Origin of the sequence: Hungatella hathewayi WAL-18680 (genome assembly GCF_000235505.1) — a bacterium.
In the GTDB taxonomy this organism is placed as follows: domain Bacteria; phylum Bacillota; class Clostridia; order Lachnospirales; family Lachnospiraceae; genus Hungatella_A; species Hungatella_A hathewayi_A.
The window spans coordinates 1,851,719-1,873,701 of record NZ_JH379027.1 but is presented as its reverse complement, the minus strand read 5'-3'; the positions used below and the strand labels follow the sequence as shown (position 1 = coordinate 1,873,701).

General features: G+C 52.5%; 18 protein-coding genes. 2 read left to right on the top strand and 16 right to left on the bottom strand.

Annotated elements, in window-relative coordinates; genetic code table 11:
- Positions 1–22: 22 nt before the first annotated feature.
- The 7 genes from HMPREF9473_RS08360 to HMPREF9473_RS08330 form a co-directional block, all read right to left on the bottom strand.
- Positions 23–1,408, bottom strand: a complete 1,386-nt coding sequence (locus HMPREF9473_RS08360) for an MATE family efflux transporter (protein WP_006779645.1) — start codon at positions 1,406–1,408, stop codon at positions 23–25.
- Positions 1,409–1,560: 152 nt separating this feature from the next.
- Positions 1,561–2,943, bottom strand: coding sequence for a hemolysin family protein (locus tag HMPREF9473_RS08355; protein ID WP_006779644.1), 1,383 nt, complete (start codon positions 2,941–2,943; stop codon positions 1,561–1,563).
- Positions 2,944–3,030: 87 nt separating this feature from the next.
- The gene (locus tag HMPREF9473_RS08350) at positions 3,031–3,378 is read right to left on the bottom strand and encodes a type II toxin-antitoxin system PemK/MazF family toxin (RefSeq protein ID WP_034858136.1); all 348 of its coding nucleotides are present in this window, start codon (positions 3,376–3,378) and stop codon (positions 3,031–3,033) included.
- Between the two features lie 120 nt (positions 3,379–3,498).
- Positions 3,499–4,680, bottom strand: coding sequence for an alanine racemase (gene alr / locus HMPREF9473_RS08345; protein ID WP_034859007.1), 1,182 nt, complete (start codon positions 4,678–4,680; stop codon positions 3,499–3,501).
- Between the two features lie 85 nt (positions 4,681–4,765).
- Complete coding sequence (locus HMPREF9473_RS08340; protein ID WP_006779641.1) at positions 4,766–6,262, bottom strand: bifunctional ADP-dependent NAD(P)H-hydrate dehydratase/NAD(P)H-hydrate epimerase; 1,497 nt, start codon at positions 6,260–6,262, stop codon at positions 4,766–4,768.
- Positions 6,263–6,628 (bottom strand): holo-ACP synthase, encoded by a 366-nt coding sequence (gene acpS / locus HMPREF9473_RS08335; protein ID WP_006779640.1) that lies wholly within the window; start codon positions 6,626–6,628, stop codon positions 6,263–6,265. It lies immediately after the preceding gene.
- Positions 6,625–7,284, bottom strand: coding sequence for a redox-sensing transcriptional repressor Rex (locus HMPREF9473_RS08330; protein ID WP_006779639.1), 660 nt, complete (start codon positions 7,282–7,284; stop codon positions 6,625–6,627). Before HMPREF9473_RS08330 ends, acpS begins: the two co-directional genes overlap by 4 nt.
- Positions 7,285–7,454: 170 nt before the next feature.
- On the opposite strand from HMPREF9473_RS08330, the gene abc-f reads away from it, so the two are divergent.
- Both abc-f and HMPREF9473_RS08320 read left to right on the top strand, forming a co-directional pair.
- The gene (gene abc-f, locus HMPREF9473_RS08325) at positions 7,455–9,371 is read left to right on the top strand and encodes a ribosomal protection-like ABC-F family protein (protein ID WP_006779638.1); all 1,917 of its coding nucleotides are present in this window, start codon (positions 7,455–7,457) and stop codon (positions 9,369–9,371) included.
- Positions 9,372–9,428: 57 nt separating this feature from the next.
- The gene (locus HMPREF9473_RS08320) at positions 9,429–9,659 is read left to right on the top strand and encodes a hypothetical protein (RefSeq protein ID WP_006779637.1); all 231 of its coding nucleotides are present in this window, start codon (positions 9,429–9,431) and stop codon (positions 9,657–9,659) included.
- Between the two features lie 181 nt (positions 9,660–9,840).
- On the opposite strand, the gene HMPREF9473_RS28120 is transcribed toward HMPREF9473_RS08320, so the two are convergent.
- From HMPREF9473_RS28120 to ileS, 9 genes are all read right to left on the bottom strand, one after another.
- A complete protein-coding gene (locus HMPREF9473_RS28120) occupies positions 9,841–9,903 on the bottom strand; it encodes a putative holin-like toxin (protein ID WP_278245534.1) in 63 nt (20 codons plus the stop codon).
- 215 nt (positions 9,904–10,118) lie between these two features.
- Positions 10,119–11,405, bottom strand: coding sequence for an adenylosuccinate synthase (locus tag HMPREF9473_RS08315; RefSeq protein WP_006779636.1), 1,287 nt, complete (start codon positions 11,403–11,405; stop codon positions 10,119–10,121).
- Positions 11,406–11,549: 144 nt separating this feature from the next.
- A complete protein-coding gene (locus HMPREF9473_RS08310; RefSeq protein WP_006779635.1) occupies positions 11,550–12,446 on the bottom strand; it encodes a LysR family transcriptional regulator in 897 nt (298 codons plus the stop codon).
- Positions 12,447–12,466: 20 nt separating this feature from the next.
- Positions 12,467–13,462, bottom strand: coding sequence for a phosphotransferase enzyme family protein (locus tag HMPREF9473_RS08305; RefSeq protein WP_006779634.1), 996 nt, complete (start codon positions 13,460–13,462; stop codon positions 12,467–12,469).
- A gap of 33 nt (positions 13,463–13,495) precedes the next feature.
- Positions 13,496–13,906: a CBS domain-containing protein gene (locus HMPREF9473_RS08300; protein WP_006779633.1), complete on the bottom strand. Its 411-nt coding sequence runs from the start codon at positions 13,904–13,906 to the stop codon at positions 13,496–13,498.
- Positions 13,907–14,054: 148 nt separating this feature from the next.
- A complete protein-coding gene (locus tag HMPREF9473_RS08295; RefSeq protein ID WP_006779632.1) occupies positions 14,055–14,813 on the bottom strand; it encodes a peptidoglycan DD-metalloendopeptidase family protein in 759 nt (252 codons plus the stop codon).
- Between the two features lie 52 nt (positions 14,814–14,865).
- A complete protein-coding gene (locus HMPREF9473_RS08290; RefSeq protein WP_006779631.1) occupies positions 14,866–15,783 on the bottom strand; it encodes a SpoIID/LytB domain-containing protein in 918 nt (305 codons plus the stop codon).
- Between the two features lie 289 nt (positions 15,784–16,072).
- A complete protein-coding gene (locus HMPREF9473_RS08285; protein WP_006779630.1) occupies positions 16,073–18,529 on the bottom strand; it encodes a glycogen/starch/alpha-glucan phosphorylase in 2,457 nt (818 codons plus the stop codon).
- Positions 18,530–18,552: 23 nt separating this feature from the next.
- Positions 18,553–21,687, bottom strand: coding sequence for an isoleucine--tRNA ligase (gene ileS / locus HMPREF9473_RS08280; protein ID WP_006779629.1), 3,135 nt, complete (start codon positions 21,685–21,687; stop codon positions 18,553–18,555).
- Positions 21,688–21,983: the final 296 nt, after the last annotated feature.

Sequence of the window (21,983 nt, the reverse complement as noted above, 5' to 3'; positions counted from 1 at the left end):
TTTACACCTTACACATTATACATTACACCTCAGCCGCCAGATTCCGCAGCCACTTCTTCTGCCGGTACCGCCAGTACCCCAGAATCGTCTTATACACTTCCTCCAGCATCACCATTCCGTACACCACATAAATCGGCTGATGCAGAACCAGCCCGCCGACAAACGCCAGCGGAATCCCGATAATCCACACCCCGCTGGTGTCGATAAACAGGCACATTCTGGTATCGCCGCCGCTTCGCAGTACGCCCACGATATTGACGTAGTTAAACATCTTAAACGGCATAAAGCAGGCAAATACAATCAGACACCGGCTCACGTCCATGGCTACCGCGTCGGAGATTCCCGGCTGGTACAGCCCGATGATGCCCCAGCGGATGCCCACGCACCCCAGGGCCGCCGCCACCGTCACGAGAAACTGCAGGATAAAGAAATTCTTGGCATACCGCTCCGCCACCTTCAGCCTTCCGGCTCCCAGCTCATTGCCCAGAATCACGGCGGTGGCCGCACTGAGTCCTTGGAACAGCACCACCACAATATCCTGGATGGTGGTGGCAATGGTGATGGCCGCCACCGCGTCATCCCCCATCCGCCCGTAGGCCATGGAGTAGATGGTGGTTCCCAGTCCCCACACAAACTCGTTGGCAATCACCGGCGACGCCGTCACAAAGAACTGTCTCAAAAATGCTTTCGAATAGCCAAACAGCTCCCGGACGTGACAGGCCAGCGGCGATTTCGTCAGGTACACCACGCAGAGAATGGCTGTTGCCTCCGCAACACGGGCCAGCAGCGTGGCAATGGCCGCGCCCACTACGCCCATGGCCGGCGCGCCGAATTTTCCAAAAATCAAAATATAATTAAAGATAATGTTGATAAAGATGGTAAAGCAGCTGATAATCACCGGCGCCTTCACCCGGTTCACCGCCCGCAGCATGGCCACATAAGTGGTCGTCACCGCATAAAAAGGATAGGTCAATGCCGCCACCGCCAGATAGGAGGCCCCCATCTGGACGCTGGCCTCACTGGTGGTGAAGATCCGCATCATCATCTGCGGATTCACCCTGGCCGGAATCAGGAACAATAGCGATGCCGACAGCGCAATCATCAGCGCCAGTCCCAGCACCTTCCGGATATTCTTCACATCCCCGTTCCCCCAGTACTGTGCCGCCAGAATTCCCGATCCACTGACCACGCCAAACACCAGCAGCGAGTACACGAAAAACACCTTGTTGGCCAGTCCCACCGAGGCGATGGCCGTGGAGCCCAGGCTTCCAATCATCAAGTTGTCCACCAGGTTCACCACCGTGTTCAGCATGCCCTGCATCGCCACCGGAAGGGCAATCCGCACCGCCTTGCTCAAAAATATTTTGTCCTGCATCATTGTCTTCGTATCAAGTAATAACTCTCTCATAAATACCCCTTACTCTTCTGTTTCAAACCGCACTGTCCATGCTTTACTAAAAGACAGAAAAAGGGAACGCCTTGCTGCGGGCGTCCTCCTTTTCCAGCATATCTGACATGTTCAGTTTCCGTTGTCCTGTCAAAAACTCCTCTGCTGCCTTCTTATTCCTCTTCCTCAGACGAATCCTTCTTTCCCTCCGCCTGGTCCTCCTCCGTCTCCACTTTGGGAACGGGAGTCACCTTCACGGAGCGGATCATCTTGTTTTCCACACTGATAATCTTGAAAATGTATCCCTCAAACTCTACCTCGGAATCCTCATCCTCCTGTGGAATCCTGTCCAGCTTGGAGATGAGAAATCCGTTCATGGTATCGTAAGAGTCGTAGTCCTCCTCGGAAAATTCAATCTGAAGCGTCTCCGCCACATCCTCCAGAGGTGTCATACCGTTCATCACATACCCGTCCGCCGTCTGGACCACAAACTCCTCGTCCACGTCGTACTCGTCCAAAATATTGCCCACAATCTCTTCCAGGATATCCTCCATAGTGACAATCCCGGCCGTCTGGCCATACTCGTCCACCACAATCTCCATATGTATCTTCTGAGACTGCATTTCCTGGAACAGGGAACTCAGCTTCCTGGTCTCCGGAATAAAGTGGGCTTCCCGCAGAAGTCCCGGCACCTGTCCGATCGCCATCTCCCGGTTCCCTTCATTTTCCACGCATATCAGCGCGTCCTTCATGTGAAGCAGGCCGATAATGTCATCGATATCCTTCTGGTAAACCGGAAATCTGGAATTTTTCCCATCCTTTAGTATAAAGCTGACCGCCTCCCCGAGAGGCGTCTCCGCGTCGAGAGCCACCAGATTCTTCCGGTGGGTCATAATATCGCCCGCATCCTTGTCCGTGAACTCGAAAATGTTGGTTATCATCTCCGCCTCACTGGCCTCCAGGACGCCCTGTTCATGGCCCTCATTGACCATGGACATGATATCCTCCTCTGTCACATTGTCATCCTCGGCATTCATGTCAATGCCCACAAGGCGCAGCACCACATAGGAAATGCCGGTCACCGCCGCGATAAACGGCAGAAGCACCGTGCTCACCGCCCCCACAACGGAAACCAGGGCATAGCCCCACTTCTCCGGGTTCTTGGCGGCGCACCGCTTGGGAATCACAATGCCAAAGCTGATTAACAGCACTAAAAGTATGATACTGCTGAGCGCCATGCTGAGTACCGGAAACCAGATCCGCTCCCCGGTCACCGGGAACAGATGCTCAAACTTCTGTCTCCAGGCCCCCAGAATATAGGCGCCGATGACAATACCAATCACATTGGTAACTATCTGTATGGAATTGACAAACCTGGTCGGGCGGTTGACGATCCGCAACAGATGGCGGGCCTTTTTATTGCCGGCCAGCATCTCCTTTTCCAGGTCATTTACATTCACATTCTGAATCGCCGCCCCGAATCCGTAAAATACCGCTTCCACAATCAGAAACGCGATAAACACGGCCAAACTGAGCGGCCAATAACTATCGTCCATAAACCCTTAAAATTCCCTCTTTTCCTCGTCATTCGTACAGTAACCATTGCAACTATAACAGATTCTACGTCTTTCGTCAATGCCGCTCTATGTAGAAAGCTCCAGGCTTACCATCAGGGCGGTGTCCACTTTTCTCAAAAGTTCCTCGTCTATATGGCAGATTTTCTCTTTCAACCGCTGCTTGTCAATGGTCCGCAGCTGCTCCAGCAGGATGACCGAGTCCTTGATCATATCACATTTCTTGGTGTCCAGCTCCACATGGGTTGGCAGCTTGGCCTTGTTCATCTTTGAGGTAATAGCCGCACAGATGACTGTGGGACTGTGTTTGTTTCCTATATCGTTCTGTATGATGAGCACCGGACGGATTCCGCCCTGCTCCGACCCGACCACCGGTCTCAAATCCGCATAATAGATATCGCCTCGTCTTATAATCACGTTTACACTCTCCGTCAATTCATGAAATTTATATATGTAGTATTGACCTGTTTGTGCCGGTGTATACACTACTCTACACCTTCTATCATATGATTTAGACGGGCTTTCCGTTAACGCCGATTAGCGGGGGTCCTCGTACCTGTCGTTAAAATAATCTTTTTTGCCAAATATCTGGCCGCCCTTTAAGTACACTCTTGGGACACGCTTGTTGATGTCGCAGAGAATCTCGTAGTGGAAGCCGCCGCCTGTCTCCGCCAGCTCCACAGCCGTAATCTGGTCCTCCTCCTCAATTCCGATTAACGTCACCTCATCGTCCACCTTCACATCCGGGATGTCCGTCACGTCCACCATCATCTGGTCCATGCAGACGCGCCCCAGTATTCTGGCCCGCTCCCCGTGAATCAGCACACTGCCCTTGTTGGAGAGATTTCTCGGATAACCGTCCCCATATCCCACCGGAATCGTGGCAACCGTCATCTTCTTATCCGCCACAAAGGTTCCCCCATAGCTGACCGGTGTCCCCTCCGGAATCTCCTTCACGTAGGTGACAAAGCTCTTCCACTCCAGGGCCGGTATCAGGATGACATTGGTGGTATCCACCTCCTGGGACGGATACAGTCCGTACATGGAAATGCCGGCCCGCACCGCGTTGAAGTTGGCTTCCTTCATATCGATGATACCCGCGCTGTTGGAGCAGTGCTTCACCGGGATTTTAATCCCCCGCTCCTCCAGCATATTCAAAAATGTCTGAAACTGCTCTATCTGCTGCTTTGCGAAGGTCTTATCCCCCTCATCCGCCTTGGCAAAATGGGTGAACAGCCCCTCCAGCTGAAGGGATGGCAGCTTGCTCATCGCCTCAATCAAATCCACGCTCTCCTTCACCGGCATCATGCCGATGCGGCTCATGCCCGTGTCCAGCGCCAGGTGAACAATCGCCGGTTTGTGCATGGACACCGCCGTCTCCGACAGCTTCTTCGCCTGATCCATCGTAAAGATGGTGGAGCGTATCCCATAGCGAATCATTTCCCGGTTATGAATCTCATGGGTGACGCCGAGAATGATGACCGGTTTGGTAATGCCGTGGCGCCGAAGCTGCATGGCTTCCTCCACCGTGGCCACCGCATAACCGCAGACATACTCGTCAATGGCTCTCGCCACCGGCACCGCTCCGTGGCCGTAGGCGTCCGCCTTCACCACACCGATGATTCCAGTCCCCCGGTTTAAGTTCGCCTTCATCGCTTTTAAATTGTACCTGACCGCATCCAGATTGACGGTTGCGTAGGTCCTGGTATAGGGTCTCATGATTGTTTCTGCCTCCATCTGATAGTGATTCTGTGTCTGATTCTTCATGTAATGCTGCAAATAATTCTCTATTGATATATTCATATTATATCACCCCAAGTTCATTTGTAATATCTCCGGCCAGAAGACCGTGAGCGCCAAGTCTGTCCAGGCATCTGTCGCCTGCCACACCATGTAGGTACACGCCAAGGATGGCGGCTTCCCAGTTTTCTTCCCCCTGGGCCAGCAGTCCCGCTATGGCTCCGGTCAATACATCGCCCGCTCCCGCCTTGGCCATGGCGCTGCTGCCGCTGGTATTTAGATACACCTGGCCCTCTTTTCCGGTAACCACGCTCACCGCGTCCTTCAGCACACAGGTGATGCCGTGAAGTCCGCTGTAGCGCAGGGCTGTGTCGACAGGGGCCGCCTTGATGCTCTCAATGCTCTGCCCCGTCAGTCTGGACATCTCCCCCACATGGGGAGTGATAATAATGTTCTCCGTATAGTACTGGGTCAGCTCCGGGTGGGCGGCAATGGCATTTAACCCGTCCGCGTCGATGATGATGGGAACGTAGGCCTGCACCAGCACATTCTTCACCAGCTGCTCCACGTATGGCTCCCGGCCGATTCCCGGCCCTAGCACAATCACTGTGGCCCAGTCACAGGCCTTTGCAATCTGTGACTCCGATATCTCCCCGTCCTCCATGTCATAGGTCTCCAGAATGGCCTCCGGCAGCTGCGTCTGGAGTATCTGCCGGTTTTCCCCCACCGTCAGTATCTTCACCAGACCGGCTCCCATCCGGTAGGCCGCCAGGGCGCTTAGGTAAGCCGCCCCGCTCATATTCCTGGAGCCCGCCACGATAAGGACCTTTCCAAAGGTTCCCTTGTTGGCATCCGCCGGCCGGACCGGCCGTCTTTTCACATCCTCCGCCTCATAGGTGAAGTAACGGATTCCCCCGCATGTTTCATAGCTGACTTCCGGAAATCCGATGTCAGCCACCACCACGTCGCCGCAGTACGCCTTTCCCGGATACAGCACCGAGCCCAGCTTTTCATATCCGAAGGTCACCGTGGCCGTGGCTTTCAGCCCGATTCCCATAATCTGTCCCGTATCGCTGTGAAACCCGGAGGGAATGTCAATGGCAATCACTTCCCTGGCATGGCGGCTCTCAAGCATCTCCATGGCTTCCCGGTATTCCCCTTCTATCTCTCTTCCAAGGCCGACACCGAAGATGCCATCCACAATCACGTCGCAGGAGCCGGGAATAAAATCATGATATTCTATCACCGGCACTGTCAGGGCCTTTGCAATGGCCAGCTGCTGGTGATATTCCGCGGTTCCCCGCTTGGTATCCCCGCACAGCAGAATGGAGACCCGGTATCCCTTCAGATGAAGCATTCTGCCCACGGCAATGCCGTCGGCCCCGTTGTTCCCGGTGCCGCAGACAGCCCAGATACGGTCCGTCCTGGTGCACCGCTGCTCCACCTGGCTGACCACGGCCATGGCCGCCCGCTCCATCAACACCATGGAGGGGATGCCAATCTCTTCCATGGTATACCGGTCAATCTCTCTCATCTGACTTCCTGACACCAGAACTCTCATCTACCTCTCTCCTTCCCCCACGGCGAACCCGAGGGCATACTCTGACGTATTGGTGATGGAGACATGGATTCTGCTCATTCCCATGGATTTTGCCATCTCCTTTGCGCCCCTGTACAATACCACGTAAGGCTTTCCCAGCTCATCCCGCAGCACCTCAATATCTCCAGGCATAAATGTTCGAAAACCAGTTCCAAAAGACTTTGCCACCGCTTCTTTGATAGCAAAATTGCCAGCAAGCATTGAGGCACTCCCTTTTGCTTGCCGGCATTCCAGCTCGGTAAAGGTCCGCGTCAGGAAAGCCTCTTTTTCACAGGCTTTCCGAATTCGCGCAATCTCTATCATATCCGTTCCAATTCCAAGTATCATGACTTATTCTGATTCTCCGCTTCCTGGTCCTGCATGCTGCACACTTTATAGGACAGACGCATGAGACTTTCTGACAGGTGAACATTTTCCACTACCACATCATCTGGAACGACAAGGTCCGTATGTGCAAAATTCCAGATCGCCTTGATTCCGGCTTTCACAAGGCGGTCCGCAATCTCCGGCGCCTTGGTCTTCGGTATGGTCAAAGCCGCTATCTGGACATCATTGTCCACGATAAACTGCTCCAAATCCTCCACACCGCGAATCTCAATTCCCCGAACCACCAGCCCGATTAAGCGGGGGTTCGTGTCGAACATCCCTTTGATAATAAAACCACGTCTCTCAAAATTGGCATAGTTGGCGATTGCCTGCCCCAGGTTACCCGCTCCGATAATCACCAGGTTATGTTGACGGTCAATGCCCAGAATCTTGGCAATCTCCGTATATAAATACTTGACATTATACCCATATCCCTGTTGTCCAAAACCGCCAAAGTTATTTAAATCCTGGCGAATCTGTGAAGCAGTCACTTTCATCCGTATGCTCAAATCATTTGATGAAATTCTTTCCACGCCATCCTCCATCAGCTCTCCCAGATACCGGTAGTATCTTGGAAGCCTGGAGATGACTGCTTTGGAGATTTCTTTCCGTTCCACGGCACTTCACCTTCCCTTACTATAATCACTGTATTCATTATACCCAGTTGTTAAATCAATGTCAAACAGGTTTTGCATCCTTGAAAAATTTGTCCGGCTATATTATACTTGATTAGAGTGTGCGTTCTGATGGGAAACTGTCGAAAATGGAGCGTTTTCAGGGAGGAACTATGATTTTAACATGCAGCCATGTCAGTAAGGCGTTTGGCACTGACGTTATTATAGAGGATATATCCTTTCATATTGAGGACCAGGAGAAGGCCGCCATTGTGGGAATCAACGGGGCCGGAAAGTCCACGCTGTTGAAGGTGATTGTGGGGGAGCTGGCGGCCGACGAGGGCTCGGTGGTGCTTTCCAAGGGGAAAACCATGGGCTATCTGGCCCAGCACCAGGATTTGACCAGCCACAAGACCATATTTGAAGAGCTTTTGGAGGTGAAGCGGGACGTGCTTCTGATGGAGGAGCGCATCCGGACTCTGGAAGTGGAGATGAAACACGCTGAGGGGAAGGAATTGGAGGAAATGCTCTCCACCTACACCAGACTCAGCCATGAGTTTGAGCTGGCCGGCGGATATGCCTGCCAAAGTGAGGTGACCGGCGTATTAAAGGGGCTTGGGTTTGCGGAGGAGGATTTCACGAAACAGATTCACACCCTGTCGGGAGGCCAGAAGACCCGTGTCTCCCTCGGAAAGCTGCTGCTGTCCAAGCCGGACATCATTCTGCTTGACGAGCCGACCAACCATCTGGACATGGAGTCCATCGCCTGGCTGGAGACCTACCTGCTCAATTATAAGGGCGCCGTGATTATCGTGGCCCACGACCGGTATTTCCTGGACCGGGTGGCCGGGAAGATTATCGAGCTGGACAATGGGCACGGGACCGTGTTCCTGGGCAACTACTCGGCATACAGCGAAAAGAAGGCCATGCTGCGGGACGCCCAGCTGAAGGCCTATTTAAACCAGCAGCAGGAAATCCGCCATCAGGAGGAGGTCATCGCCAAGTTAAAATCCTTCAACCGGGAGAAATCCATCAAGCGGGCGGAGAGCCGGGAAAAGATGCTCTCCAAGATTGAGGTGCTGGACAAGCCGGTGGAGGTCAACGACGAGATGCACATCCGCTTAGAGCCCAACATCACCAGTGGAAATGACGTGCTGACGGTCCGGAACCTTGGCAAATCCTTTGGCTCCAACCATCTGTTTTCCCATGTGGATATGGATATCAAGCGGGGGGAGCGGGTGGCGGTCATCGGCAACAACGGGACCGGCAAGACCACGCTGCTAAAGATTATCAACGATATGCTGCCGGCGGATTCCGGGGAGATTGTGCTGGGTTCCAAGGTACATATCGGATACTATGACCAGGAGCACCAGGTACTCCATATGGAGAAGACTTTATTTGACGAGCTTCAGGATACCTATCCTGATATGAACAATACGAAGATTCGAAATGTGCTGGCCGCCTTTTTGTTTACCGGCGACGATGTGTTTAAGCGGATCGGAGATTTGAGCGGCGGCGAGCGGGGCCGGGTGTCCTTAGCCAAGCTGATGCTGTCTAACGCCAATTTCCTGATTCTCGATGAGCCGACCAACCATCTGGATATCACCTCCAAGGAAATCTTGGAGCAGGCGTTAAACCAGTACACCGGAACCGTCCTCTATGTGTCCCACGACCGTTATTTTATCAACAAGACGGCCACCAGGATTCTGGAACTGACGGGGGAGACATTTATCAATTATATTGGAAATTATGATTATTACCTGGAAAAGAAGGATTTGATGAACCAGCTGTATGTGGCGCCGTCCGGGGATGACGCCGTCTCACAGGATTCCGGGGTGTCCGAGGTAAAACAGGACTGGAAGGCCCAGAAGGAAGAACAGGCCCGGCTCCGCAAACGCCAGAATGATTTGAAAAAGGTGGAGGACGAGATTGGGGCGCTGGAGGAGCGTGACGCTGCCATCGATGAACTGCTGCTCCAGCCGGACATCTGCTCCGACGTGGCCCGGCTGATGGAGCTTCATCAGGAAAAAGAAAGGATTGCGGAGAGACTGACTGAACTTTACGAGCTTTGGGAGAGTCTGGCGGAGTAGCCGCCGCACTCTCATCGCCACACAGCATCCACTACCAAGAATAAGGAGAAACCTGCCATGAATAAAAAACGAATCATCGCCATCGTAGTCCTGGTCCTCATCGCCCTCCTCTACCTGGCCACCATAATCTTCGCCATCATCGACAGCCCCTTCGCCAGAAGCTGCCTCATGGCCGCCCTCTTCTGCACCATCGTCCTGCCGGTGATTGCCTATGTTTATTTGAAATTGATTGAGAATCTGAAAGAGCATAAGGATTCGGAGGAAGAGATTGAACATAGGAATAAGTGAAAGAATTTAAGAAAATACTTGAATAATTAAATTAAATTGATTATAATAAAGACATAAAAAGGAACAACCACCTCATACAAGAGGTTGGCCTTATACAAAGCAACAGAAATGCCGCCTTATAGACTCGCCAAAGTATACAAGGGCGGTTTTTCTGTACCCATTACTGGGATTTTAGAAAAATCTACTCGCGATTATTATTATTAATAAAGGCAAGCAATGCGATTATGAACATACCAAATGCCATCAAATCCTTAAAGTCAAAATTCATACGCATCACCACCTCCCATCTATGTACGACGTGATGGAAGGCAGGTATGGCATTCCATTTTCATAGAATGCCATACCTATTGCACCTGCCTAAGCATGCGCAATCAACCCTTGCAGTGACATGATTGTCCCTTGCATCATATTTTAGCATATCCGTATCTGGACTACAACCCCTAAATGCAGTTTTTCGTCCTACCGTTCTCTCTTCCGGTAAATAATTTCATCTCTCCCCGGTCCATTGGAAACCATGGTAATCGGGACGCCCAGTTCTTTCTCGATGAACTCGATATAATCCCGGCATTCCTTCGGAAGTTCCTCATAGGTTTTGATCCCGCGAATCTCACATTTCCACCCTGGAAGCGTGGTGTAGACCGGTTTGGCCTTCTCTAACTTCACCGTAGTCGGGAAATCTCTGGTGACCTCTCCGTCTATCTCGTACCCGATGCAGACCGGCAGTTCCTCTAAGTACCCCAGAACGTCCAGCACCGTCAGCGCCACCTCCGTAGCTCCCTGAATCCGGCAGCCGTAGCGGGACGCCACCGCGTCAAACCATCCCATCCGTCTCGGACGTCCGGTGGTCGCGCCGTACTCTCCTCTGTCACCGCCCCGGCGGCGAAGCTCGTCCGCCTCCTCGCCAAATATCTCACTGACAAAGGCCCCCGCGCCTACGGCGCTGGAATACGCCTTCACCACGGTGGTAATATTCTGAATCTCATAGGGCGGAATCCCCGCGCCAATCGCCCCGTAGGCCGCCAGCGTGGAAGATGACGTCACCATCGGATAAATCCCATGGTCCGGGTCCTTTAAGGAGCCCAGCTGTCCTTCCAACAGGATATTCTTCCCTTCCTTTATCGCCTCATAGAGGTAAGCCGACACATCACACACATAAGGCGCCACCATATCCCGGTACTCCAGCAGCGTCGCATACAATTCCTCCGGATTGATAGCCGGCTGATGGTACAGATGCTCCAGCATCACATTCTTCAGCTCGCACACCCGCTCCACCTTTTCTCTCAGGGTCTCCTCGTCAAACAACTCGCTGACCTGGAACCCGATCTTGGCATATTTATCAGAATAAAACGGCGCAATCCCCGACTTGGTGGAACCGAAGGATTTCCCGGCCAGGCGGGCCTCCTCGTAAGTATCGAACAGCACATGGTAAGGCATCAGAATCTGCGCCCTGTCGGAAACCAGAATCTTCGGCGCCGGAACTCCCTTGTCCGTCAGCGATTTGATCTCGTTGAACAGATACGGGATATTCAGCGCCACACCGTTGCCAATGACACTGGTGGTATGATTGTAAAATACCCCCGACGGCAGCAGATGAAGCGCAAACTTGCCATAATTGTTGATAATGGTGTGCCCGGCATTGCTCCCGCCCTGGAACCGGACGATGATGTCCGCCTGCTCCGCCAGCATGTCCGTAATCTTGCCCTTGCCCTCATCGCCCCAGTTGGCGCCTACGATTGCTCTTACCATATGATAGTCCTCCTTATTATGAACACCTTTTCATTCTCCGAATCCACATTCAAAAAACTTCTGCATGCTAAGAATACACGAAAATTTCTCATAAATAAAATCAATATTTATTATGTTCATCATAAGTACAGATTATATCATCATTTAACATTCCTCATGCTCTATCATCATCCCCAACAGCCGCCGCCCCGCCGGCGACATGGGATTGCGCTTGTCCGTCACAATGCAGAACTCCCGCTCCGGCATTTCCCTCAAAAACTTCAACTCAAACAGCTCCCCGGATTCCAGTTTCTCCCTGGCAAAATCCCACACCACACCGCCGATGCCAAGATTCCGAAGCGCAAACTGCACAATCATATCGCTGGTGGCCAGCTCAAACTCCGGCGCCAGCTTCACCTGGTTTTCCGCCAGAAATTCATCCAGAAACGTCCTGGTGCTGGTTCTCGGCTCCAGCAGAATACAGGGCAGCGTCAGCAGACTCTCATATTCCAGCGTCTTCCCCTTCAAATAGGCGAACCGCTCTCCCGCCACAAACACGTTCCGTATCTTCCTCACCGGCGTCATTTTCACCTCCGGCCGGGGCTTTAACGGCGTACTCACCACCCCAAAATCAATCTTCCCCTCATACAGCGACTCCATGGTCTCCGGCGTCGGCGCGTTGGACACCATCACCTTCACCCCCGGATGGCGCTCGTGAAATGCCTCCAGATAGGACAGCAGATAGAACTGCAGCGTCATATCGCTGGCCCCAATCCGTATCTCCCCCGTCTCCAAATCCTGCATCCTGCGAAGCATTCCTTCCCCGTCCTGAATGCTCAAAAGCCCTCTCTCCACATAGGAATACAGAAGAGCCCCTTCCTCCGTCAAATGCACCCCCTTCGAGGTCCTGATAAACAGCTGGCAGTTCAGCGCCTTCTCAAGCTGTCTCACCGCCTGGCTCACTGCCGGCTGTGAGATGCAAAGCTCCTCCGCCGCCCCGGTAATGCTCCCCAGTCTGCTCACATGATAAAACACCCGGTAATACTCCAGATTGATATCCATACGCTCTTTCTCCACCCGCTCTATCCTCTATTCTTTCCCAGATACTCCCCCGCCATTCGAAGGGTATTCTCCGCAAATCCTTTTTCATACACCCGCACCGGCTCCGAATCGTCGTGGCTGGTAATCCAGGCCAGCAGCTGAATCCGTCTCGCCATCAAAAATGTGGGAATCATCTCATAGTCCCGCCGCCCAAGCTCCAGCACTCCGGTATACCCTTCCAGCCATTCCTCCGTCCACCGGGCGATCTCCGGCCTGTCCTCAATAAAACTGAAGGACGCTGCCAGATCAAAGAGATGCCAGCCAAAACCACAGTCGTCAAAATCCAGCACCTTCAGCATTTCCCCTTCAACAAGCAGGTTGGCCGCCCGCAAGTCTGAGTGGATGAGACCGAAGTTTTGCTCCGTCCTGCCATACCACATAAGATGTCTTTTGATTTCCTCACAGGTCTCCTCAAGAACCGCCCTCTCCTCCCCGGTTATCTCCCGGCACAGCCTCCAGTTGCCAAACAGCCCGTCCACGCCCAGAACCGCCTCCCAGTCCCAGACCGGACGGCACAGGTCCCGGCTCTCCTTCCACTCCATGGTCTGCCGGTGCAGTCTGGCGGCTGTCTCCCCAATCTTTCTAAACCACGGAAAGCCCCGGCCCCCGTGTTCCGGGTCCGGAGCTTCTCCTTCCAGATATTCACTTAATACCAGGTGGTATTCCTGCCCTTCCGCCTGCACACGGGCCACCGCCTGTCCATCCAGACAGCGGATGGGCCTTGGAATCACCGCCGTGCCTTCCGCCACAATCTGCTCCAGCCAGCGCACCTCCGCCTCCGTCTCCGCCAGCGTGTGGTAACCTGGCCGGCTCACCCGCATCACGCCCCGCGCTCTGCCGCCGCTCTTCTCCGCCACCAGAAATGTGGCATTCTCCGAGCAGTGCATCAGACGCAGGACACAGTCCTTCTCCAGGCCGTAGCAGGCAAGGCCTGCCTCCCCCGCCCCGCAGTACGCCTCCATATGCTGAAAATTCATGCTTCACACTCCTTTATTAGTTTCGCACAAAAATCAGCCCTGCGTCTCCAGCTTGTTATAGAAATATTTGATAATATCCTTCCTGGTGATAATCCCGATAAAATTCTTCTGGTCATCCACCACCGGAACAAAATTCTGGTTCAGCGCCTTGTCAATCAAATCCTCCATGGCCGCGTCCGCCGACACCGGCCGGTTGTCAAGCCGTCTGGGAATGCTGGTCACCGGGATATTCTCCGCTTCCCTCAGACTTAAGTTATACTGATTCTTTATCCCCCAGAGCATGTCCCCCTCTGTAATGGTACCTATGTATTTCCCCTGCCGGTTAATCATGGGAATGGCAGAAAATTTGTGATATTCCATCTTCTCCAGCGCCTGTCTGAGAGATTCATTGTCATAGATAAAAGCAACGTCGCTTTTGGGTGTCAGAAAAAATAAGATATTCATAGTTCACTCCTGTTATCGTTTATTCTCTACCAGTATAACGGAAACCTCTGAAAATCGTATGAACAAATTATTAGTTTTTTATGAAATATGCACAGAACAAAGACCACTGCGATTTGCTCCCAGCGGCCTTTGTTTATGTCACACCCTCTTACTGAAGATAGTCCAGCGGGTCGACAGTCTTGTCTCCATGCTGTAATTCCAGGAAAATGTTGCTGCCTTCCACGGAATAGTACTTTGTCGGCTCAGCCACATAACCCATCAGCTGGCCCTCCTCCAGGTATTCATTTTCCATCACCTGGATTTCCTTTAGCTGACCGCAGGTAGCGATATAATCGTTCCCCAGATCAAGTACCACATAATTACCAATTTCCTCGTTTGCCCCAACATTGACTACCTTCGCGTTGGCCGGCGCATAGACCGGGCTGCTGACCTCACCCTGAATTACAAGTCCTGGGTTGGTCTGGTACTGCTGTAAGGTATTAAAGAAAATGGTGCTGTCCATGCTATAATCCAGCACGATATTGCCGTACACCGGCCATGTCATTCTGCTGGTATCGCTGAAATTCAGCACCAGCGGCACAGCCGCATCCTTGCCGGCGCCAACAATGGCCGCCTGGCCGTCCACGTCACCCTCCGCATAAGCCTGGGGAGCCGTGGTCTCTTCCGTAACTGCTTCTACTTTGTCCGCATTTGAATTGCCGGCTATCTGGTACTCTGTCTCCGCAGCCGTCTCACCGGCGATTGACTGTCCCGGCTCCTGCATCTGCATGTATGGATTTTGTTCCGATTTGGAATTTCCTCTTTGAATGGTAATCACTCCTGCTGCAGCCACAATAGTCAGCAGGCCTAACACTAGCATGACAAGAAATAGTTTATCCTTGAACATCTGATTTAATTTCTCTTTCACCGTTTATCACCTCGATAATATTCTTACCAAAGGTGACGGTCTTATACACGATTCATGATGAAATTAAATTTATATTTTTATAATAATAATTCAGAATGTCCTCCCAAGAATATCCTTCTTCCCCCATCATCTTTGCCCCATACTGGCTGAGGCCGTAGCCGTGGCCGATTCCCTTGCAGACGGCCCGTATCTGCCCCTCATAGCCCTCCAGCGTAAAGCAGCTGGACGCCAGGCCCAGAGCCTTTGAGACCTCCTCGCCGGTGTAGATATGGTTTCCTATCTGAATCTTCCCCACATAGCCGGCCCCGTCCTTTTCTATCATCTGGATGGACTCCGGCACCTGGGAGACGGCAAGCTCCGTATCCTCCCCCAGTTCCTTCAATTTACTGACAAATGTTTCCGCCGGCCAGTTCATCACCGACAGGTAATTCTCCGCCTCCACGTCCCGGCGGCTCTCTACCGGTTCTAAGTATGGATGGTGTTCATCCCCGGCCCTGGTCATTCCGGCGCTGGCCCGGTGATAGAGGGCGTCTATCTCCTCATCCTCATAGGTCATCACCACGCCTGCCGTAGCCTTCACCGCGTCGCCGATGGCTTCATAGTACTCCACAAATTTCTCGCTGCCCCACAGCTTTTCCAGCCCTGACTCCTCTATGTAGGTGATTCCAAGCTCCGACTCCTTAATCTCGTCGGAATCTCCCATCTTCTTATAGATATAGGTCCTGGCCACCACCGCCTGGGCTTTCAGCGCCTCCGCCCCGTAATCCGGCGGCATCTGCCGGCCCACCATGCCAATCAGGTACTCCTCCGCGTCCACATAGCCGGTGCGCTCCCCGTCTAACGCAATCCGTTTCCCGCTGACAACCGCCATCTGCTTCTGCTGCTCCCCCCGTATGCTCCCCGACCACACCAGGGTCACCACATAGGGAATCAGAAGCGCCAGCAGGCATCCTGTCCATATCCGCCTCATAAAAAAATCCCCTTTCTCAACTTGTCGATGGGCCAGAAGTGCCATTCATCATTTGGCGGATAAACATTTTTTCCAAAGCCAGATGTACTGGCCGCCAAATGATTCATGTCGGGCGTGCGCCCTATACGGGGATGAATATGGCTTGAGCTTAGTAAGCAAGCTTACACACTCAAGCCATATTCAACCCCTTGCACTTCTTACTGCTATAACAGTGTATGAAAAGAGGATTTTTAATATACTCTTGATTGCAATTACAGTAATTATAATTCCAACGATTACAATTCCAATATTACAGTTTCACTTCCACCTTATCCAAATGCCAGATATCATCCACATACTCCTGGATGGTTCTGTCGGAGGAGAACTTGCCGGAATTCGCCACGTTCAGAATGGCCGCCTTCGCCCACCAGTTCTGGTTCCGGTAAGCCGCATCCACCTGCTTCTGTGCATCCGCATAGGAACGGAAATCCTTCAGGATAAAATACGTATCGGCTCTGTCACTGCTGTTGCGGTTCAACAGGGAATCATAGATTTCCCTGAACAGCTCCGGATTCTGCGGGGAATAATACCCGTTTATCAGCTGCATCAGCACCCGGCGGATATCGGCGTCATTGTTGAAGATGGTCATCGGGTCATAGCCGCCATTTTTCTCGTAATTGATAACCTCATCGGAGGACATACCGAAGATAAACGCGTGCTCCGCGCCCACTTCCTCCACAATCTCCACATTGGCTCCGTCCATGGTACCCAGAGTCAGGGCGCCATTTAACATAAACTTCATGTTGCCGGTGCCGGAAGCCTCCTTGCTGGCCGTGGATATCTGCTCGCTGACATCAGCCGCCGCAAAGATAATCTCCGCGTTGGACACACGGTAGTCCTCAATAAATACCACCTTCAGCTTGCCCTGGATGGACGCGTCGTTGTTCACCACGTCTGCCACCGCGTTAATCAGCTTGATGGTCAGCTTTGCCCTGCGGTATCCCGCCGCCGCCTTGGCGCCGAAGATGAAGGTTCTCGGAACCATATCCATATTGGGATTATCCCGCAGCTGGTTGTATAAAAACATCACATGAAGAATGTTCATCAGCTGGCGCTTATACTCGTGCAGACGTTTCACCTGCACATCGAAAATGGACCTTGGGTCCACATCAATGCCATTGTGCTCCTTGATGTATTTGGCCAGACGAATCTTGTTCTGGAACTTAATCTCCATAAATTCCTTCTGGGCCGTCTCGTCCTCCGCCAGCGCCTCAATGCCCTTGATCTGCTTCAAATCGGTCACCCAGGCTTTGCTTCCCAGCTTCTCCGTCACCCACGCCGCCAGCAGTGGATTGCCGTGGAGCAGGAACCGTCTCTGGGTGATGCCGTTGGTCTTGTTGTTAAACTTCTGCGGCATCATCTGGTAAAAATGCTTCAGTTCCTGGGTCTTCAGTATCTCCGTGTGGAGTCTTGCCACGCCGTTGACGGAAAAGCTTCCCACAATCGCCAGATGGGCCATCCGCACCTGTCCGTCATAGAGAATCGCCATCCGCGCCATCTTGTGGTCGTCGCCAGGATACATCTGCTGAATCTGCTCCATAAATCTCCGGTTGATCTCCTCCACAATCTGATAGATTCTCGGAAGCAGGCGGGAGAACAAGTCAATTGGCCATTTCTCCAGCGCCTCGGACATGATGGTGTGGTTGGTGTAGGCACAGGTCTTTGTGGTCACATCCCAGGCCACATCCCAGGGAAGTCCCTCCTCGTCAAGCAGCACACGCATCAGCTCTGCCACTGCAACGGTGGGATGGGTATCATTTAACTGGAACACATTTTTCTCGTAGAACTTTCTCACATCGGGGTGAGTTTCCTTGTACTTCTTCACGGCTCTCTGCACGCTGGCGGAGATAAAGAAATACTGCTGTTTCAGGCGCAACTCCTTGCCTGCATAGTGGTTGTCGTTGGGATAGAGAACCTCGCAGATATTCTTAGCCAGATTCTCCTGCTCCACCGCCTTCTGGTAATCGCCCTTGTCAAAGGATTCCAGGTTGAAGGTGTTGATTGGCTGGGCATCCCAGATACGCAGGGTGTTGACCACGTTGTTGCCGTAGCCCACAATCGGCAAATCGTAAGGCACCGCCATGACGGACTGATATCCTTCCTGCACGAACTTCTCTCTGCCGTCCTCCCAGACCGTCTTCACGTAGCCGCCGAATTTGACTTCGGTGGCGTACTCGGAGCGGCGCACCTCGAAGGGATTGCCGTCCTTCAGCCATTCGTCCGGCACCTCAATCTGATAGCCGTCCTCAATCTTCTGTTTGAACATACCGTAGCGGTAACGGATGCCGCAGCCGTAAGCCGGGTATCCAAGGGTCGCCAGGGAATCCAGGAAGCAGGCGGCCAGTCGTCCTAATCCGCCGTTTCCAAGAGCCGCATCCGGCTCCTGGTCTTCCAGCACATTCAAGTCAAAGCCCATTTCCTCCAGGACTTCTTTCACCTCATCCCAGGCCATGATGTTGATAATATTGTTGCCCAGGGCACGCCCCATGAGAAATTCCATGGACATATAGTACAGGGTCTTGGCATCTTCTTTTGCATACTGCTTCTGGGTGGCAATCCACTCATCGATAATCACATCCTTGATCGCATAAGCCACCGCCTGAAATGCCTCGTTTGGCTTCGCGTCATCGATAGTCTTGCGGAACAGATTCTTCACATTATATTCTACCGATTTTTTAAACTCCTCTTTGTCAAAACCCATTTTCATTTTCCGATTCCTCCTACACCTTCCTATTGGTTCACAGTCTTTTCCACGCCCAACATAACTGTCTCGCCATTGATGTTCCACTCTTTTGCATATCCGCCCATCTGCCCGATGAAGATATTGTCCGCCAGAACCTCCGCCTTGATTTCATCGGCGTGTGCCTTGATAATCTCAGCGATTCTGTCGTTGGTATCCTGGTAAATGTTGATATGGTTGGTGACTTCGAAATCTGCTTCTTTTCTCATTGTCTGTATCTTGCTGACTAACTCTCTCACAAATCCTTCTTCGATTAACTCCGGTGTCAGGTTGGTATCCAGAACCACGGTGACCGCGTTGTCGCCCTCGGATACATAGCCCTCCATCTGTGCCGTGTCAATCAGTAAATCCTCTTCTGTCAGTACCACTTCCTCCCCTCCAAAATCAAAGGTCAGCGCTCCTTTTTCTTTCAGGGTATCCATGGCCGCATTGCCGTCTATCTCTGCGAGGGCCGTGCGGATATTGCCAAGCTGCTTGCCGTACTTCGGTCCCACCGTCTTTAACTGGGGCTTGAAGCTGTAGGATGTGAAGTTTCGTATATCATCGGTAAATGTCACCTTCTTCACATTCAGCTCTTCCTCAATGATTTCCACGTAGAACTCGGACAGGGTGTCGGCGGCCTTCACAAACATCTGGCCGATCGGCTGGCGGTTCTTGATGTTGGCCGTATTTCTAGCCGCGCGTCCCATCACCACAATCTTTAAGACCTCATCCATGTCCTTCTCCAGCTGTTTGTCGATATGGGACTCATCCGCTACCGGGAAGTCGCACAGATGCACGCTCTCCGGGGCATCCTTGTCGATGCTGCACACCAGGTTCCGGTAAATCTCCTCCGTCATAAACGGAATCATCGGAGCCGCCACCTTGGACACCGTCACAAGGGCCGTGTATAAGGTCATGTAGGCATTGATTTTATCCTGCTCCATTCCCTGTGCCCAGAAACGCTCACGGCTTCTGCGCACGTACCAGTTGCTCATATCATCCACGAAATCCTGAAGCGCTCTCGCCGCCTCCGGAATCCGGTAATTCTCCAGATGGGCATCCACGTCTTGAATCAGGGTGTTCATCTTGGACAGCAGCCATTTGTCCATGACAGTCAGTTTCTCATAATCCAGTTCATGCTTCGTCGCGTCGAAATTGTCAATGTTGGCATACAGCACGAAGAAGGCGTAGGTGTTCCACAGGGTGCCCATGAACTTTCTCTGGCCCTCCTGCACCGCCTTGCCGTGGAAACGGTTGGGCAGCCACGGAGCGCTGTTGACATAGAAATACCAGCGGATGGCGTCCGCGCCGTACTCGGCCAGCGCGTCAAACGGGTCGACGGCATTTCCCTTGGATTTGGACATCTTCTGTCCGTTCTCATCCTGGACATGGCCCAGCACGATGACATTTTTATAAGGCGCCTCGTTGAAAATCAGTGTGGAGATGGCAAGCAGGGAGTAGAACCACCCTCTTGTCTGGTCCACCGCCTCGGAGATGAAGTCCGCCGGGAACTGCTGCTTGAACAATTCCTGATTCTCAAATGGATAGTGATGCTGCGCAAATGGCATGGCGCCTGAGTCGAACCAGCAGTCGATAACCTCCGGCACCCGCTTCATCTGTTTGCCGCATTTCGGGCAGGTGATGGTCACCTCGTCGATGAATGGGCGGTGAAGCTCAATGTTGTCCGGGCAGTTGTCGGACATGGATTTCAGCTCCTCGATGCTTCCGATGGAATGCTGGTGACCGCACTCGCACTCCCACACATTTAACGGAGTTCCCCAGTAACGGTTCCGGCTGATGCCCCAGTCCTGAACATTCTCCAGCCAGTCGCCGAACCGTCCCTTGCCGATGCTCTCCGGAATCCAGTTGATGGTGTTATTGTTGCGGATTAAATCTTCCTTCACGGCGGTCATCTTGATGAACCAGGACTCGCGGGCGTAGTAGATTAACGGGGTGTCACATCTCCAGCAGTGGGGATAGCTGTGCTCGAAGGCCGGCGCGGAGAACAGAAGTCCTCTCACGTTTAAGTCCTTCAACACCAGCGGGTCCGCCTTCTTGCAGAAGGTGCCCTCCCATGGGGTCTCCTTTGTCATCTCGCCCTTGGCGTCCACCAGCTGGACAAAGGGCAGGTCGTATTTTCGTCCCACCTTGGAGTCGTCCTCACCGAAGGCCGGGGCAATGTGTACCACGCCGGTACCGTCTGTCAGGGTTACGTAATTATCACATACCACATAAAAAGCTTTCTTGTGCTGCTTCTCGCAGATATCCAGCGCGAAGTCAAATAACGGCTCATATTCTTTATATTCCAGTTCTTTGCCCTGATATGTCTCCAGAACCGTATATTCTCCCTCCAGAACCTTCTCCAAAAGGGCTTCCGCCATATAATAGGTATAGTCGCCGTTTTGAACCTTGACATAGGTCTCATCCGGGTTCACGCACAGCGCCACGTTGGACGGCAGGGTCCACGGCGTGGTGGTCCATGCCAGAATATAGGCGTCCTCGCCCTTTACCTTGAAGCGGGCGATGGCGGATTTCTCCTTCACATCCTTGTAGCCCTGGGCCACCTCGTGGCTGGACAGCGGCGTGCCGCATCTCGGACAGTAGGGAACAATCTTGAAGCCCTTGTACAGCAGGCCCTTGTTCCAGATTTCCTTCAATGCCCACCACTCGGACTCGATATAGTCATTTTCATAAGTCACATAAGGGTGCTCCATATCCGCCCAGAATCCGACGGTGGAGGAGAAATCCTCCCACATGCCCTTATACTTCCACACACTCTCCTTGCAGTGCGCGATAAATGGCTCCAGACCGTACTCCTCAATCTGCTCCTTGCCGTCCAGTCCCAGCATCTTCTCCACTTCCAGTTCCACCGGAAGTCCGTGGGTGTCCCAGCCGGCCTTTCTCGGCACCTTGTAGCCCTTCATGGTCCGGTATCTAGGAATCATATCCTTAATAACACGGGTCAGCACGTGGCCGATGTGAGGCTTGCCGTTGGCGGTAGGCGGTCCGTCGTAAAACATGTATGTCGGATGTCCTTCCCGGTCTTCGATGCTTTTGCCGAAAATGTCTCGGTCTTCCCAGAACTTTTCTACTTCTTTTTCTCTTTCTACAAATTTTAAATCCGTAGAGACTTTGTTGTACATCGCAAGTAACCTCCATTTTTTAGTTTCTTATCCAGTATGCTTTGGCGTATTTTCTGCAAAGTTTCTTTATAATGTAAAAAAGCTCCCATCCTGCAAAAAAGGACGAAAGCTGCTTCGTTACCACCTGTCACTGCATACTATCATATGAGTTCCCTGTAACGGGGGAAAACCGTCAGCGCTTACTTGACGAATATGATATCGTTCGGCGCCAAGACTCCAGAGTGATATTCGATTCTGTCCTACTCACACCGGGCTTCCACCGTCCCCGGCTCGCTTCTGTTTTCCGTACAGACCTA